The sequence below is a fragment of the Stenotrophomonas sp. 05L414_2 genome, from assembly GCF_056397905.1.
In genome coordinates this window covers 1-16674 of the sequence record NZ_JBFTOJ010000023.1, presented here as the reverse complement: position 1 = coordinate 16674, position 16674 = coordinate 1, and the positions used below count along the sequence as shown (strand labels likewise).

Sequence of the window (16674 nt, the reverse complement as noted above, 5' to 3'; positions counted from 1 at the left end):
TAGTCTGTGGCCAGGTCGCAACAGGGAGTCATCGCATGCACCGCGCTCACCAGCATGCTGCCAGCCAGACCCGCGAACGGCGTCATCGCCTCGCCCACGAAGCCGCCCGGCTGATGGCCGAAGGCGGAATCCGCGACTTCCACCAGGCCAAACTCAAGGCTGCCAGCCGCCTTGGCATCCACGACGATGCTTCCCTGCCCCGCAACGTCGAGATCGAACAGGCCCTGCGCGAGTACCAGCGGCTGTTCTCCGGCCCGCAGCACGGCAGCGAACTACAGCGGCGGCGCGAGTCCGCGTTGCGGGCGCTGGAGTTCCTGCACGGGTTTTCGCCGCGCCTGGCCGGACCGGTGCTGGACGGCACCGCCGATGCCAACAGCCCCGTGCAATTGCACCTGCACAGTGACGACCCGGAGGCCGTGCATCGCTTCCTGGACGAACATCGCATCCCCGCCGAATCGCGTACGCGGCGCCTGCGGATGGACCGTGAGCGCAACCTGGATGTGCCGGTGTGGGTGTTCAGTGCCGAAGACCTGACCTTCGACCTGGCCGTCCTGCCCTACGATGCGTTGCGCCAGGCCCCGCTGTCGCCGGTGGACGAGAAACCCATGCGGCGGGCCTCGGCCACGCAGTTGCGGCAGCTGCTGGCCGAGATGGAAATCACCGCCTACATCGGCGGTTGATCCTGGTAGAGCCGGGCCTGTGCCCGGCTCTGCGCCAAGAGCAGCCGAGCATGGCCCGGCGCTACTGGAAGATCAGCTGTTCCTGGGCAGGGGTTGCCAATCGTGCCAGCCACGGCACCGCCGCACGGTACGGGTACTCGGCCATCATGCGCGCATGCATCTTCTGCAGGTCATGCAGGTTCCAGGCATGCGAATACACATCCTGGAAGTCATCCGCCCAACCACTGCGCACGCGCGTGCGTTCGCCATCAAGGTTCGGCACCAGGTACCACGGCACCTGCAGGATCTCGGCGAGCGCCTTGTTGCGTACCGCACTCTCGTGCCCCGACCGCTGCAGCTGTTCGATGCGGAAACTCACGCGGCGGCAAGGAAACGGCATGCAGGCACCGGTAGCGTTGATGTAGTCGGCGATGTCGGCGTACATGTCCGCCTGCAGCTTCATCGCCACCGGATCCTGCAGGGTCTGCCGGACCCGCAGCGTTCGCTGGGTGCTGCCGCGGATCTCCGCAGCACTGTAGAAGGGATCACCCGGCGTGGTGCCGCCGTGGCGCACCAGCACGATGCGGTGGATCGCTTCGTCGGTCAGCACCTCCACCCGCACGGCTGCGGCCTCCGGATGGATGCGCGGCTGCGGCACGTTCACCACGCGCCAGAACCCCCACACCATCAACCCCATGCAGACCATCAGCACCAGGCAGGCCAGCGTCCACGTATCCATGTCGTGGGTGAAGTAGCGGATGCGGGCGCGCCACAGGTAGTAGCGCCGATAGGTCATGAAGCGGCTCATGAAGCGATACATTGCAACCTCCTCTGCAATGGCCCCGGCGCGGCGGGGCTCGTTACGCGCACCACACCGGGGCGCCATGGCTTACCAGCCGATGCCCACACCCACGCCCATGCTGCGTTCACCGCTGTTGGTGAAGGCACCATTGAGGCTGAAGGTGGCTGAGCCCTTGTCGTTGAGCACGCGCTGGTAACCCACCGCCATGGCCGACTCGCCCTCGGCGTAGCCCACACCCGCGCCAAGGCGGTTGTAGGTGGCCAGGCCAGCGGTGTTCATGGCCATGGCCGTCTGCGCACTGCTCATCGCCGCCATGCGGTTGAAGCGCTTGTCCATCTTGTCCAGGCGGCGCTCGAAGTTGCTGATCGCACCATCGGTGTACTCGTTGGCGCGGGCCAGCATCTTTTCCAGCTCGGCGGTATCAACCTGCGGCGTGGGCGCGGGCGAGTCATCCTTTTTCGCCTTCGGCTGCGATGCAGGCGAAGCGCCCTCGCCTGCCGAAGCGACCTGCGGCGAACCGCTGGCTTCCGGGCTTGGCATGATCTCTTCGGTCGGCGCCGCCGATGCCGTGGCCATTGCACGCGCCTGCGGCTGGCCGTCCACGCGCTGCTCCAGGCCATCGATGCGACCGTTGAGCTGCTGCTGCGCGGCATGCAACTGGCCACCGTTGACCGCCTCGCGGCTGCCGGCGGCGATCAAGCCGTTGGCGACGTTGGAGATGACCATGCCGTTGGCACCCGCCAGGGTGAGCTGGGCGGTGCCGTCGCTGCGGACGGACGGAGATTCCTGGAACACCGAGCGGAGCTGGGTTTCCACGTGGTCGACACGAGACCCGGTGGTGACTACGGCCGAGTCGAGCGTGGCGAGGGCTTCATTGATGGTGTTCTGCTGCTGGCCCTGGACGTTGAAGCCGGGGCTTGTGACGTTGCCGTTGGCGTCTATGTTGCCGCCGAGGGCAGACAGTGCGCCACGGAGCTGGCCGATGGTGGCGGCGTCGTTGGCGTTGCGGCCGTTGGCTACGTTGACGAGGCGGCGCTGGTATCTGCTATTTCCGAAGGATGCCGTGTCTGCCTCTGTGGCAACGGATCCCATGCCAATGGCGGCGGACCTGACCGCACCGACTTCTGTTCTAGTGACTGCGCCTAGCGCCACGCTATCAGAACCAGCCGTACGTGACCCTACACCGAGAGCGAATGCGCTATCTGCTCCCTGTTCGACCAAGGCCCCTCTCCCCAGAGCAACGGAATTCTTGCCCAAAGCAATCGCAAAAGCGCCAACGGCTGTTCCACCCTCACCTCCATCCTTAGGTGTGGCTTGCGCGGATTCACCAATCGCAACACCAAACGATCCAGCCTTGGCGTCCTCACTCAAATCGTCCCGACCGATTTTGAAGAATCGATGAGTCGATTCAACGCTCGCGATTCGCTGATTAGTCACATACAGCTGACTGCCGTTAACTGCATCAGTACTGAAGGCAGATGAGATATCCCCCGAATCAATCCCAGTCAATCGCGATCCAGCGAAATCAATCGGCCCTCCTCGTTCATCAAGTGCTTGCTGAAGAACATACCTCACGCCTTTATCTGACATGCCCTTCATACGCTCGATCTCATCTCCGTTCCTAGCGATTTCCTGCTTGGCTGCGTACAGCTGACTGCCAGTCACCGCATCACGACTATCCGCATCAATACGCCCATCGACGAGATTCGACAGAATCATGCCCTGCGCACCAGCCAGGTTCAGTTGGCCGATTCCATCTGCGCTCGTTGACGGCGACTGTTGGAATGTCGCGCGCAGCTGGCCTTCGACGCCATCTACGCGACTATCGGCCCTGAGCACTGCACCATCGAGAATAGCCAAGGCGTCACCTACATTGCTCTGCGTACCACCCTGTACGTTGTAGACGGGCGCTATCACGCCACCTTGGCTGCTCAACCTCGCACCACCTCCTAAAGTGGAGAGGGATTCAGACAACTGGACGATGGCGACAGCTTCGGCATCGCCGAGTCCTCGAGAAACGCCGGTCAACCTTCGACGGATGCTGTCATTTCCAAAAGAAACGGTGTCAGGTTCTGATGCAATTGAGCCATAGCCAACTGCGACACTATTGTTTGCTCCCGCCTGCACCTGACTTTCCGCGCCCAGTGCTACCCCTCGGTTCGCGTTGACGGATGTGCCAACGCCCAATGCAAAGCCACCTTCTGCACTTCCAGCAACGTACGCTGCGCGACCTATGGCGATGGAGTTCTTTCCCACCGCGCGAGAAAATGCCCCTATCGCGACTCCACCTTCACCACCGACGGTTGCTTCAGCCGAATCACCGATTGCAACTGCCCCCACTCCTGCGGCCGATGCTCGTTGGCTGCCACCTATACCGATTGATACGAACTTTCCCACGCTCTCAAGCGCCAGGATTCTCTCGTTGGCCGCAAACAACTGCCCACCATTCACCGCATCGGTACTGGACGCAGAGCTGATATCCCCCGCTGCCACACCCCGCACCTTGCCGCCGTCCAGATCAATGGAGCCGTCAGCTGCGTAGCGGACCACACCCTCCAGATCGGGATCGAAGTTGTCGAACTCGGTACGCAGGGCATCCAGATCGCGCCGGTTGTCGGCGATACCCGTCTGGTGCCCAGAAATCTGCGAGGCATGACTGGTCAGCAGGGACTGATTTGCAGTGACTTTCTCGTCAACGGCAAACAGCTGCTTGCCCGTTACTGCATCCGTGCTGGTGTTGCTCAACGCGGCATCCGCCACGTTTACCAATTTGCGCTTCAGCGTCGCGTTGCCAACAGAGACCTGGCTGGTGCCGGTCGTCACGGACTTCTCGCCCAAGGCCACCGCATTGTCGTGCAATGCCTTCGCGTTTCCACCGAGGGCGACAGCATAGTGGGCCGTCACACTGGAAGCGCTGCCTACAGCGATTGCATTGGTGCCTACGGCATTGGCCGTGTTGCCCAGAGCGATTGCTGCCACGCCATTGCCCTTGGCAGCATTACCCATCGCCATGGCCAGGTTTCCGGTCGCGGTTGCTTTGTTCGCCTCGCTCACCTCAGCCGCTGTGGCAAGTAGATTGTTCGTGGCCCGGGCTCTGCGCAAGGCCTCTTGCGCAGCGGCTTGCGCTGCAGCCAGGTCCTGATTGGTGGCATGCAACTGGTTGCCGGTGATCGCGTCGGTACTGCCCGCCGCGATCACGCCATCGGCCAGGTACTGGATCTTTCGCCTGTTGGAGGAATTTCCGACCGAGATGGTATTGGCGCCTGCTGTTACCGAACCGGCCCCCAGGGCTACGGCATTGGCGTGCGTGGCACTGGCGCGATCTCCCAGAGCTACCGCACTGGCGCTGCCTGCCTTGGCGAGGTTCCCGACAGCAGTGGAATACGTTCCGCTGGCAGCCGACTCACGTCCCAGTGCGGTGGCCTGAGTGGCCGTCGCCTGTGCAGAGAATCCAAACGCGCTGGCGTGGGTACCTTGCGCCTTGGCCTGTGTGCCCGCAGCGAATGCGCCGGTGCCACTGGCAACTGCCTTGTTGGCGTTGGACATGGCCGTGCCCACTGCTGTGATATAGCCACTGGACGTCGCTGTGCCCAGAGCATTTTCGGCGATGGTTTTGGCGGTCGTCGCGTTGGACGTCGCGGTCGCCACCAATGCGTTGGTAGCGTGCAACTGGTTGCCGGTGATCGCGTCGGTACTGCCCGCCGCAATCACGCCATCGGCCAGGTACTGGATCTTCCGCCTGTTGGAGGAACTTCCGACCGAGACGCTGTTGGCTCCAGAGGTGACCGAGTTGCTGCCGAGTGCAACCGAATTCCCATGCGTCGCGATTGCCCCGCGACCAAGGGCCACCGTACCGTTGGTGCTTGTCTTGGCCTGATAGCCGATGGCAACCCCATCATGCGTGGAACTGGCACTGCCGCCCAAGGCGACGGCACCCGTCCAGCCGCTGCTGCCAGCGAAGGCACCTGCGCCAATGGCAATACGCGCTACTCCGGACCCGGGTGCCGTGCGCGCGCCGCCGCCCAATGCGAGTGTATCTTCACCGTCAGCCGTTGCCTCAACACCTATCGCAAGCGCACGGCTGCCGATTGCCTTGGCGGCATTGGCACTGGATGGCGCAGTCCCCGTCGCCAGCAACGTCTGACTCTGGCGTACGCTGGCCAGCGCCTGCTGCGTAGCATGCAACTGCCTGCCGGTCACGACCTCGCTGCTGTTTGCGTCGACCGCACCATCGGCGACATAGACAATCTTGCGTCGCGTTCCGCCATTTCCGACCGATACCTGATTGTCACCATAGTCATTGGAATCCGCCCCAAGCACGATGGAATTGCGCCCGGCCGCGAGCGCGCCGCTCCCCAGCGCAATCGCGTTGTAGCCGTAGGATTTTGCATCGTTACCCACCGCGACGCTGCCAATCTCCCAGGCAACGGCCTGATGCCCCAGCGCAGTCGCATGTTGCCCGTTGGCATTGGCTTGGTAGCCAAGTGCCACGCCGTAGTTGTTGGAGTGTGCCCATACGCCGACCGCGACTGCCCTGTTGAGAGCACCAGCATACGAACCGAGCTGGACGAAGTCGCTGTAGGCCAGCGGAAGCGCGTTCGCGCGGGAGAACGCTCGCCCGCTGGGAGCGGTGGCGGCATCCTCGTGCACAAGCATGGCGCTTGCGTTGAACGGGCCAAAGGCAGCGTACAGGGCGTCTTCCATCCACTCATCAGCGCCTGTTTCGAGATGGCCCGCTGTGGCTGCCATGACCGATGCCGGCAGCATGGCCAGCACCAGCGCCAGTCCGGGACCACGCGATGTGTGCCTGCGCGTGCCGCGCGCTGCCACCAGTTCGCTTGCAACCACCCAGCATTGGCGGGCGGCGGACCAGAGCCGTCGATAGATCTTGTTCATGGGATTCTCCTTAACAAACGGAACAGAAGGAACCGCTGTGGCACCAAGCCACAGCGGCGAGATGCACTCAGAGCGCGACGTTGTGCACGTGCTCGCGATAGCCATCGCGGGTCAGCCGGTAGCGCAKCTGCAGCGTGTGKCCCGGCTGCAGGGCAAATGGCAGTTCCAGCGCGCTGCCGGGATACAGGCTGCGCGAGACGTCATGTGCGGTGCAGCGCGCGCCATCGCAGTCAGCGATGCTGGTGATGCCCACGCGTACCGTGCCGGTGTTGCGCAGTTGGCTTCCCTCCACCTGCACGTCCATCGTCGATTGCGCGGGCAGCACATTGACCAGCGCGCCCCAGACCAGGCTGACGCCGACATTGGCCTGGGCCTTCTCACCCTCGCCTGCCGGGTCCGCACGTTCGGGGCCGCGCACGCCCTCGAAGTACACGCGGTATGCCGTTTCCTTTTCGACCGGCTGCAGCGGAATCACACGGATCAGCCGGTTGCCGCCACCGGCGAGGGCGAACTTTCCCGGCGTGATGGCGATGGCGGCCTCATTCGGCTCCACCTCAACCTCCTGTTCACCTGCCCCCGCCGGGTCGACGATGCGCTTGATAGATGCCTGCACGTACTGCGGTTGGGTGGACTGCGAGTAGATGCGTATCTGTGCGCCTTTCTTCGCGTCCACCGACGTACGCATGGGGTGCACGGTGAGATTGGCATGGGCAGGCAACGCCATCAGCAGCGACAGCGGCAGCAGGCAGCGGACTAGGGGTTTCATCGGGGACTCCATGTGGGGTTCAGGGCGTGACGGTGGGAACACGCAGTTCCACCCTGAGATCGCCGCTGTAGTAGCCGGGGCGCTTGGTGCTGACCGGCACGCGCGGTGTTTCCAGCGTCAATGGTGTAGGCACGCAGAACACCGGCTGCGTCATGCCGGGCAGCAACACCAGCCGCAGTCGTGCGGTATCGATGCCGTGCAGCAACTGCTCGACGCCGTTGCGCATGGGCACTGCACTGCCGTTGTGATCCAGGGTGACGGTGTAGTCCACGCGCTGGGTGGCATCACTGCCGCCATCGACGTGCCATACCGAGTAGCCCGAGGGCCCGGGAGGTTGCGCGCCGCTGTCACGCACGGTGACGCCGAGGTAGCTGCTCTGCGAGCCAAGTCCGTCGTACAGGCACATGTCGAGCTGGGTACGCCCGCCGATGGTCTGCGCGATCGGGTCGTACTGCAGGTTCAGGCCAACGTGAGGGTTGACCTGGTCGAAAAGCGGGAAGTAGATGGAGACCGCGTTGTGATCGGTGATGGTGAAGTCGAAGGAGAACGAGTAGTCCGCAAGGTGCTGGTGGGGCGGCATTCGTAGCGTCAGGTCCAATACGGCCGACCAGTGACCCGCTACAAGCTGGCTCAACTGACCGGAAGTCAGCTTCATCTCGACGGATGTGCCCACGCGATCAATACCCGCGCACGAGCCTGTGGTGGAAGACCAGACTGGCCGGAGCGGCCCGGACCAGTAGTCAAAGCTGCAGGCGAACGTAGCGTCGATACGACGGATGGCAGCGGTGACTTCCACATCCACCTCCATACCGCTGCGACTTTCCGTGAACCTCAGTGGGATTGTGCTAACGGCCCCTCTACTATCCTCCAAGGTGTCATTAGTCGGGCACTTTCCGCGTTCCGAGCTGGAGTTCGAGCTGCACGTCATGAACATATGACCGTAGCCCAGCGTGCCCTGCTCCTCGTATCCAAATACAGTTTTGGATGGCCACAACTCGATATCTCCCGGCATCGCAGAGCGATCCCAACTCATCACGATGTCGCGGTGCTCGCTCGACGGATGCGTCTCCGGCGGCTGTTGCGCCATCGCTCGCGGCACCAACACCACCAGCCCACACAACACCGCCATCACCCACCACAACCGACGGCTCACTTCGCACCTCCCGCTGCTGCGGTCTGTGGCGTGGAGGCGATCAGCGCCTGCTCCTGCAGCAGCCGCGTCACCCGTGCCTGGTGGCGGATGTCGGCCGGCAGCTGGGCCACGGCCAGCGGCTCGCACTGCACGGCGCCTACCAGCATCACCACGCTGCGGCGCTCGCGCACCTGCAGCGGGCAGTGCAGCAACCGGTCGTCCTGCAGCAGGTACAGGGTCTTCTCGCGTCGTGGGAAGTCGGCCACGAAACCTCCATTGCTGCCGGTGCCRGGCACCGGYGCRTTGAGRATGCGGGCACCGCGCAGCGGTGCGCCGGCGATGTCCTGGGCGTTGCCGATGAAGGTGTAGGTCACYTCRATCGGCACCGGCATSYGCACCAGCCGGCCTGGTGGCAGGAACAACGGACGCGCGCCGCCCACACCGCTCACGCGCACGGCGGCGATGCTGTCCAGGGCGCTGGCGTCCTGCACTTCAGCGCGGTGCGACTGGTAGGCGGAAATCGGCAGCAGCCGGCGCTCGCCCAGCTTCAGTCGCTGTCGACGCAGCCCGCCCACCTGCAGCTCGGCGGCAACACCGCTCAGGTCCAGGTCGTCGGTGTCATCCACCTGCACTGCCAGCCCCGCGGCGGCGCCAACGCCAGCGCCCCAGTACACGCCGCGCTTGCCGATGGCCAGGCCGGAACTGTGCGTGGCGCTGTACGCCACTTCGTTGCCACCCTGGTGCTGGTAGCGCGACACCGTGGCACCGGTCTGGCCGATGCGGTTCTGCAGCTGGGTACTCAGCGTGGCGCTGTAGCGCTCGTTGTTGTTGCCGCGCAGTTCGCCCGATACCTCGCGGTACTGATCCTCGTATTCCTGGCGCAGCGTCTTCCCGGCGCTGTAGTTGATGTCCGGCCGCGCATGCTGTGGTTGCCGCACGTCCACGCCATAGCGTCGCTGCGAACTGCCGCGGTCATCGTGCTGCAGGCGGTTGAGGCTGAAATTGAGGTAGATGCCGCGGTCACGTCCATCGCGCAGTCCACCGCCGCTGGTCTGCTGCCACACGCCGATGCGGCTGGAGACACTGAACTCGCCCCAGCGCTGGCTGCGGCTGTAGCTGGCCTGCCAGGTGCGGCTGAGCTGCGGTATGCGCGTGGGCTGTGGCATCCACGGCGGCAGCAGCGGGTCAAGCCCGGCCAGCGGATCATCATCCAGCCCCGGCCGCACGGTGCCTGCACGCCAGGTCTGGCGGCGCGTATAGGCCACGTAGGCGTTGCCGCCGGCCACCGGCAGCGCCATCGAGGCGCTGAGCGAATCGGCGCAGCCGAGCCGGTCGCGGGCGTCATCCTCGAACTGGCAGGCACGGCCGCGCATGCGCTGGTGGTACACATTCCACGAAGCACGGCGACGGTAGGAAAGCTGATGCTGCTGGCCACGGCTGCCATCGCTGCCGTGCATGCCACTGAAGGTGGCGCGGACCTCCTGGGTCGCAAACACATGGCGCAGGTCCACCCGCAGTTCGCCGTAGCTGAAACCGCCCAGATCGGCGATGCCAGCGGTCATGGCCACGTTGCGCCCCATCGGCACGCGCAGGCCGCCCATGGCCGCCAGTTCGTCGTCGAAGCGGTCGCTGCGGCGCTCGTTGCGGCGGCCCCCCTGCAGAAACCACTGCACGCTGCTGTCGGTCCAGTCACCGCCCTTGTCGAACGGCGCGTCCTCGTTGCGTACCAGCACGCCGTCTTCGTAGATGCGCAGGCTGACGGTGTAGTTGCCCATGGGGAACCGGCGCGTATCGAGCTGGTTGATGCCTGCCTGCAGGTAGAAGGTCTGCAACAGGCGCTCGCCATCGAACGCATCCACACGCGCATCGCGCGCCAGCAGCACGGTGAGGGGCGTGGCCTGCACGGCGGCGGCGGAGTCCACGTAGGCCTGCGTGGTGCCCAGCCGCAGGCCCTGGAAGCGATCCATCGGCAGCATGCTGAAACTGAAGGTGCCGCCCTGCGGGCTGCTCAGGTTGCGGCGGTCCATGCGCCCGGCCTGCAGGTAGTGCTGCTGGCCCAGGTCATGGCGGTAGTAGGCGTTGTCTAGCTGGAAACGGCGGCTGGCAAGACCGCCGCGGTAGTGCTGCTGGCTGAAGGTCCAGTCGGCGGACAGGTGCCCGCGCTGGAACACGCCCAGTGCACCCATGCCCTGCGCGGCCAGCGCCTGGTAGCCCCGGCCACCGCTGACATTGAAGGTGTGCTGGTGCAGGAAGGCGTTCTCGGCATTGGCGCTGACCTGGTGGTAGCGCTCGGCAGCCGGCTCGCCGGGGATCCATTGGCGGGCGACAAACAGGCGCACTGCGCCCTCGCCTTCGTCATACAGCGCGCGCACGGCAGTGGGCTCCTGGGGAGGATCGATGTACCCGCAACCGGCACTGGCACCGCCGTAACGGCATGCCAGGTGGCTGTTGCGCGGCAGCGGCTGCGACAAGGCCGGCAGCAGCGCAGCCTGCGCTTCGGCGGACAGCTGCAATGCCTGCAGCGCCTCGGCCGGGGTTTCCAGCTGCACGTGTTCCAGGGTCACGCGCACCGGCACCAGCCCGGTCGAACGACCGAACAGACGGATCTCCAGTTGTTCGGTCTGGCCTTCGACCAGATCCTCGAAACCGGCGGGAACGCCGCGCGCCGCGACCAGGGGTGTGGCCAGCGACAGGGCGAGCGCGACCGCCAGCCGGGTGACGGCGGGTGCGGGAGCATTCATGGGGATTACCGGAAGCAGCCGGCCCGGCAAGCGGGCCGGCGCGGGTGCCTTACGGGCTGGTGGTCTTCTGCTGCATGGCGATGGTGACGATGCCTTCGTAGCTGCCGCCGCGGGCGATCGGCGCCTGGACGGTCTGTGCAATACGCAGCGCCAGCGGGATCGATGCGCCCGGCAGTGCGCCGTCGAACAGGTCGGTTGCGGAGAAGTCCTGCGCCGCCACGGTCAGCGCCCTGCCATTGAGGCTGACGGTCAGCGGCACCGGCGCGCCGCCACCATCGGTGTTGAGCAGCTGCGGGGTGCTGCCAACACGCACTTCGATGTCCTTGCTTTCATCGTTGGAGTAGATGCGCACCTGCTGCGACCAGGGCACCAGGCCGCTGACCGGGTTGTGGACCATGTTGACCACCGAATCCAGCGCAGTGCCATCGGCCTTGAGCAGGGCCAGGGTCGGATCGACGTTGGCCCAGACCTTGATGTCGGCATCGAATGCATTGGCGGACAGCGAAACGGTAGCCAGCGCTGCAGCGAGCGCGGCCTTCTTCAGGATGGAGTTCATGGTGTCTCTCTCGGACGGTGGGATATGAGGCCTCCAGTGCGGAGGCATCACCCGCCTGCGTGGGGGCGGGCGACGGAGAGAATGGTAGGTACGCCTACCCTGCGACGGCCATTCAACCATTCCTAAATAGCTGAACGTTAAGGAAATTCTTTGAAGGCGTTCAATGTTTGAGGGTTATGCAAATTTCCTCACCCGGTCTTTGCAACAAACCTCATTGCGAGACATGCACTTTGCAGAGTCGAGCCATGATCGACGCACGGGTGCTCGTGCTGAACACTGGTGGCCAATCCTGGCCACCAGCGTGCCTTGCAGCACCACAGGCTGGTCGTCACGCTGGTCGCGGATGTGATGATCCGAAAGATGTGGAAACGACATCCCGTGTCAGAAACCATTCATCCCGAACCCGACGCCTCTTTCAGGAACGATTCCATGGCCGCCACCAGAGCCAGCGGCGTCTCGTTCATCAGGTAGTGCCCGGCATCCTGCAGGACCTCCATCGTGGCCTGCCGGTAGCGGCGCAGATAGGTGCGCTCCATCAGTGCGCGGTTGAAGGTGGGATCGTGCCCGCCCACCAGCACCTTCAACCGATGCTTGCCGACGATCTCATTGCTGAAATCGGTATCCGCCCATGCTGGAAGATAGGCAGCAAATGCTGCAGGTGAAGCGTGTGCCGCCGAATACGCGGCCTTCCAGTCGAGCCATTGCGCTGGCAGCCGCCCGCCGGTACTGCGATCGATGATGGTCCGACGCACGCCTACGTCCCCCGCTGCCGCTTCAAGCAGGCTTCGCGTCGCGGCGTCGTGGGCAATGCCGCCGCAGGGCACCGGCGCAATGGCCACCATGCCGTGTACCCGATCCGGCGCAAGCACCGCCATGCATTCAATGGCCATGCCGCCCATCGAATGACCCGCCACGCTGAAGCGTTCGTGGCCCAGGACGGCCATCAGATCCAATGCATCGGATGCAATCTCGCCGATGGTATAGGCCCCGCGTGCACCGCGCATGCCGCCGTAGCCCCGGCAGTCCATGAAGATGTAGCTGAAGTCGTCGCGCGACAGCCATGGCTCGATGGGCTCGAACGCGTGCGCGTCGCCGAACCAGCCGTGCAGCACCAGGACAGCATGGGGTCCGTGTCCCACGCGATGGAAAGTATTGGTCATGTGGTTCCATTACAGCTGAGGGGAGCATTGATGCTAGGCAGCGCGGATCCGGCCCACCGTCGATGACGGGTCAATCGCTATAGAATCCGGGCCATGCGCAATTCGCTGCTTGATCCCTACGAAGACCTGCCACGCGATGTCGTGGTCACCTCGAACGACTACGCCGCCGAATTTGCGTTTCCCCGCCATGCCCACCGGCGCGGGCAGTTCGCATTCGCCGCGCGCGGCACCATCAGTGTGGCCACGCCGCAGGGGCGATGGCTGGTTCCCCCACGGCGCGCCTGCTGGGTGCCTGCAGGCCTGGCGCATGAGATGACCATGCGCGGGCCAGTGACGATGCTCAACGCCTTTCTCTCCGCCGAGGCGGCCGACGCAGTGGCGCTGCCGGAGCACTGCCGGGTGTACGCGGTCTCTGCGCTGTTGCAGCAGCTGCTGGAGGCGGCGGTGGACCTGCCCCCGCTGTACGACGAGGACGGGCGCGCAGGCAAACTGATGCAGCTGCTGGTGGCGGAAATCGCATCGATGCCGACACTTTCCCTGCATGCACCGCTGCCCGCCGATGCACGCCTCGCACGTGTCTGCCGCGCATTGCTCGACAGTCCTTCGCTGGCAGTCCGCCTCGATGACGTTGCCGCCGAAGCAGGCATGAGCCGGCGCACGTTCACGCGCCTGTTCCGCGCCGATACCGGGGTGGGTTTTGCCGAGTGGCGGCAGCAGGTGTGCCTGCTGGTGGCCATCGAGCGGCTGGGACAGGGCCAGGCGGTGACGCGTGTGGCATTGGACCTGGGCTATGCAAGCCCGAGCGCGTTTTCTGCTGCCTTCCGGCGTGTGCTGGGATGTTCGCCGAGCCGGTACGCAGAAGCGTAGTACTCGGCCGATGCTTGGTTGTCATGCGCGCTGCGCGCGTGGGTCGAGCGTCGCTCGACGCTGTAAATGTCCATGCGCGACTGGATGGCATCAGGCCGCCTCGCGGCGGCCTGATGGATCTCACTCAACGACACGATCTCAGAAGAAGATCGCGTACAGGATCAACAGCGGAATCGGCACGCCCAAGAACCAGAGCAGAAGCGTTTTCATGGCAGGTCTCCTTGCATCAGATGCGGGTTACAGGTCGCGGCGACGGCCGCCCCAGGTGGCGCTGAGGCTGGCGAAGAACGCGCCGATCAGCAGGGTGATGAACAGCCACAGTGCGGCATAGGCCGTGGCCTTGCGCGCATCGTCGGCAGCTTGCTTGGCGGTGTTCTTGGCCTTCTCCAGCGCAGCACGCATGCGGGTCTGCACGTCGGTCACACGGGCCTGCGCTTCAGCCGGGCTCATGCCCGTCTCGCGCGCGATCARCTGCGACAGGTACTGGGTATCGGCCGGGTCCAGGCCGTCCCCCTGCAGACTGTTGACGATGATGCGGTTCACTTCGGCACGGACTTCGCGGCGGTCGCCCATCGGGCCATTGCCCGGCATCGGGCGCGGCGGCGGCGGGGCCGTGCGGGCGTCACGTGGGCCGACGCTGGCGGCGGCCGGGGGCGGCGGCGGTGCGGCAGGGTCCATTGGGCTGGTACCCGGCGCTGCGCCCGCTGCCGGCGCAACCGGAGGTGCACCGGCAGCGTCCGGGCCCGCCGTGGTGGCCCCGCGGAACAGCGAATCCACCCAGTAGTTGAGGTCGCTCTCCGGTGCGCCTGCAGCAGCGCTGCCAGCTCCGGCCACGGCAGCACCGGCAGTGGTGGCAGCGGCGCCTGCGGTCGCGCCGGCAACCTTTGCGCCGGCGCCCAGCACGCCACCGATGGCCGAGGTCAACAGGCCAGCAGTGAGCAGGGTCGCCACAGCCCAGGACACGAAGCCGTGCGCGGTGTCGCGGAAGTAGGTTTCATCACCGTGCAGCTGCGTCCACTTGGTGCGCAGGCGACCGGCCAGGTAGCCGCCAAGACCGGAAGCGGCCAGCGCGGTGAAGGTCAGCCACGCGACGCTGGTCCAGCCGAAGGTTTCCTTGGACACCCCTTCGAACGACCAGGGCGAAACCGAGGACAGGCCGAGGCCAACGCCCAGGATCAACAGGATCAGCGACAGTGCGGCAGCCGCAACGGCGCCGGCGAAAATGGCGCCCCAGGACACCGCGCTTTCGCTGGGCGGTGGCACGACGGGAGTGGCCACCACGGTGGCGATGTCAGGACCGAGTGGATCGCGCTCGGGCAGGTCGAAACGGGTACTCATGGGTTGGACGCTCCGTATCAGTGCTGCAGGTGCAGCTGGCGTCCTGAGGCTGCGCGAGCGCTTGTGAAGCTGGTGAGACCCTTGAATCACGCGGTCTTGCCGCGGCGAACATCGTGCCAAGCGCCCGGGCGCAGGAGATCCACGCCACGCGTGGATGGGAAAGCGTGCCAACCAAGGTTGGCATCTACCGAAGCCGGRGCGCAGTAGATCCACGCCATGCGTGGATGATGTTCCGCGGACACCCAAATCGTGCCAACCAAGGTTGGCACCCACCGAAGCCGGAGCGCAGKAGATCCACGCCATGCGCGGATGATGTTYCGCGGGCGCCSAAATCGTGCCAACCAAGGTTGGCCCCCACCGAAGCCGGGGCGCAGTAGATCCACGCCTTGCGTGGATGATGTTCCGCGGACACCCAAATCGTGCCAACCAAGGTTGGCACCCACCGAAGCCGGAGCGCAGTAGATCCACGCCATGCGTGGATGATGTTTCGCGGGCGCCGAAAGCGTGCCAACCAAGGTTGGCACCCACCGGAGCCGGGGCGCAGTAGATCCACGCCATGCGTGGATGATGTTTCGCGGGCGCCGAAAGCGTGCCAACCAAGGTTGGCATCTACCAAAAGCGAAGCAAAAAAAACGCCCCGCAATCGCGGGGCGTCTTCAGCACAACCTACCGCAGGCGATCAGCCCTGGTAGTCGCGCACGTCGTGGCCGGTGTAGACCTGGCGCGGACGGYCGATCTTCATTTCCGGGTCGACCTGCTGTTCCAGCCAATGCGAGACCCAGCCGGAGGTACGGCCCAAGGCGAACATGACGGTGAACATCTCGGTCGGGATCTGCAGCGCCTTGTAGATGATGCCGCTGTAGAAATCGACGTTCGGGTACAGCTTGCGCGCGACGAAGTACTCGTCCTGCAGCGCGGCCTGTTCCAGCTTCACGGCCACGTCCAGCAGCGGATCCTGCACGCCCAGCTGCTTGAGCACCTTGCCGGTCATCTCGCCGATGACCTTGGCACGCGGGTCGAAGTTCTTGTACACGCGGTGGCCGAAGCCCATCAGGCGGAAGCCGGAGGTCTTGTCCTTGGCCTTGAGCACGGCCGATTCGACGTTGTCGGCCGAACCGATCTCTTCCAGCATCTTCAGCACGGCTTCGTTGGCACCGCCGTGGGCCGGACCCCACAGCGCGGTGACGCCAGCGGCGACCGACGCATACGGGTTGGCACCGGTCGAACCGACCAGACGCACGGTCGAGGTCGACGCGTTCTGCTCGTGGTCGGCGTGCAGGATGAACAGCAGGTCCAGTGCCTTGACCACGTCCTGGTTCAGCTCGTACTTGCCATCAGCCGACTCGAAGGTCTGCTTCAGGAATCGGCTGACGTAGTCCAGCGAGGTATCCGGCTTGTTGGCCGGCAGGCCCTTGCCGTGGCGGTAGATCAGCGCCGACAGGGTCGGCACCTTGGCGATCAGGCGCACGGCAGCCTGGCGGCGCTGTTCGGCGTCGGACAGGTCCAGCGAGGCGTGGTAGATGCCCGACAGCTGCGCGATGGCGGCGGTCAGGATGGCCATCGGATGGGCATCCTTGGCGAAGCTGCCGATCAGGGTGTTGATCGACTCATCGACGTTGGCTTCGGCAGCCAGCTCGTCGGTGAAGGCCTTCAGCTGCTCGGCGCTCGGGCGCTCGCCGTTGATCAGCAGGTAGGCCACTTCGACGTAGCTCGACTTTTCCGACAGCTGCTCGATCGGGTTGCCGCGATACAGCAGC

Annotated in this window: 11 protein-coding genes; 2 read left to right on the top strand and 9 right to left on the bottom strand. The window is 64.9% G+C overall.

The genetic code is table 11. The annotated features are described in order from the left end of the window. Positions 1–35: 35 nt before the first annotated feature. Entirely contained in the window at positions 36–680 is a 645-nt protein-coding gene (locus AC1DJN_RS05295) for a hypothetical protein (protein WP_033831892.1), read from the top strand. Positions 681–741: 61 nt separating this feature from the next. Here AC1DJN_RS05295 and AC1DJN_RS05290 read toward each other — a convergent pair whose 3' ends face one another. The 7 genes from AC1DJN_RS05290 to AC1DJN_RS05260 form a co-directional block, all read right to left on the bottom strand. Continuing rightward, the gene (locus tag AC1DJN_RS05290) at positions 742–1479 is read right to left on the bottom strand and encodes a hypothetical protein (protein ID WP_032977004.1); all 738 of its coding nucleotides are present in this window, start codon (positions 1477–1479) and stop codon (positions 742–744) included. A 69-nt stretch (positions 1480–1548) separates the two neighbouring features. Next, on the bottom strand, positions 1549–6357 hold the full coding sequence (locus AC1DJN_RS05285) for an ESPR-type extended signal peptide-containing protein (RefSeq protein WP_478013632.1): 4809 nt from the start codon (positions 6355–6357) through the stop codon (positions 1549–1551). Positions 6358–6424: 67 nt separating this feature from the next. Further along, positions 6425–7123: a pilus assembly protein gene (locus AC1DJN_RS05280; protein ID WP_478038947.1), complete on the bottom strand. Its 699-nt coding sequence runs from the start codon at positions 7121–7123 to the stop codon at positions 6425–6427. A 19-nt stretch (positions 7124–7142) separates the two neighbouring features. Further along, on the bottom strand, positions 7143–8051 hold the full coding sequence (locus tag AC1DJN_RS05275; RefSeq protein ID WP_442252298.1) for a CfaE/CblD family pilus tip adhesin: 909 nt from the start codon (positions 8049–8051) through the stop codon (positions 7143–7145). A gap of 221 nt (positions 8052–8272) precedes the next feature. Further along, the gene (locus tag AC1DJN_RS05270; RefSeq protein ID WP_478038946.1) at positions 8273–10996 is read right to left on the bottom strand and encodes a TcfC E-set like domain-containing protein; all 2724 of its coding nucleotides are present in this window, start codon (positions 10994–10996) and stop codon (positions 8273–8275) included. A gap of 49 nt (positions 10997–11045) precedes the next feature. Further along, positions 11046–11552, bottom strand: coding sequence for a CS1 type fimbrial major subunit (locus AC1DJN_RS05265; protein WP_025874221.1), 507 nt, complete (start codon positions 11550–11552; stop codon positions 11046–11048). Between the two features lie 392 nt (positions 11553–11944). Continuing rightward, positions 11945–12664, bottom strand: coding sequence for an alpha/beta fold hydrolase (locus AC1DJN_RS05260; protein ID WP_312965705.1), 720 nt, complete (start codon positions 12662–12664; stop codon positions 11945–11947). Between the two features lie 141 nt (positions 12665–12805). Here AC1DJN_RS05260 and AC1DJN_RS05255 point away from each other — a divergent pair, with 141 nt between their 5' ends. Further along, on the top strand, positions 12806–13579 hold the full coding sequence (locus AC1DJN_RS05255) for an AraC family transcriptional regulator (protein ID WP_394122614.1): 774 nt from the start codon (positions 12806–12808) through the stop codon (positions 13577–13579). 237 nt (positions 13580–13816) lie between these two features. Here the strand turns inward: AC1DJN_RS05255 and AC1DJN_RS05250 are convergent, their stop codons facing one another. Together AC1DJN_RS05250 and AC1DJN_RS05245 are read right to left on the bottom strand one after the other, a co-directional pair. Then, a complete protein-coding gene (locus AC1DJN_RS05250; RefSeq protein ID WP_154881016.1) occupies positions 13817–14917 on the bottom strand; it encodes a hypothetical protein in 1101 nt (366 codons plus the stop codon). A 679-nt stretch (positions 14918–15596) separates the two neighbouring features. Further along, a complete protein-coding gene (locus AC1DJN_RS05245) occupies positions 15597–16616 on the bottom strand; it encodes a citrate synthase (RefSeq protein WP_478038952.1) in 1020 nt (339 codons plus the stop codon). Between the last annotated feature and the right edge of the window lie 58 nt (positions 16617–16674).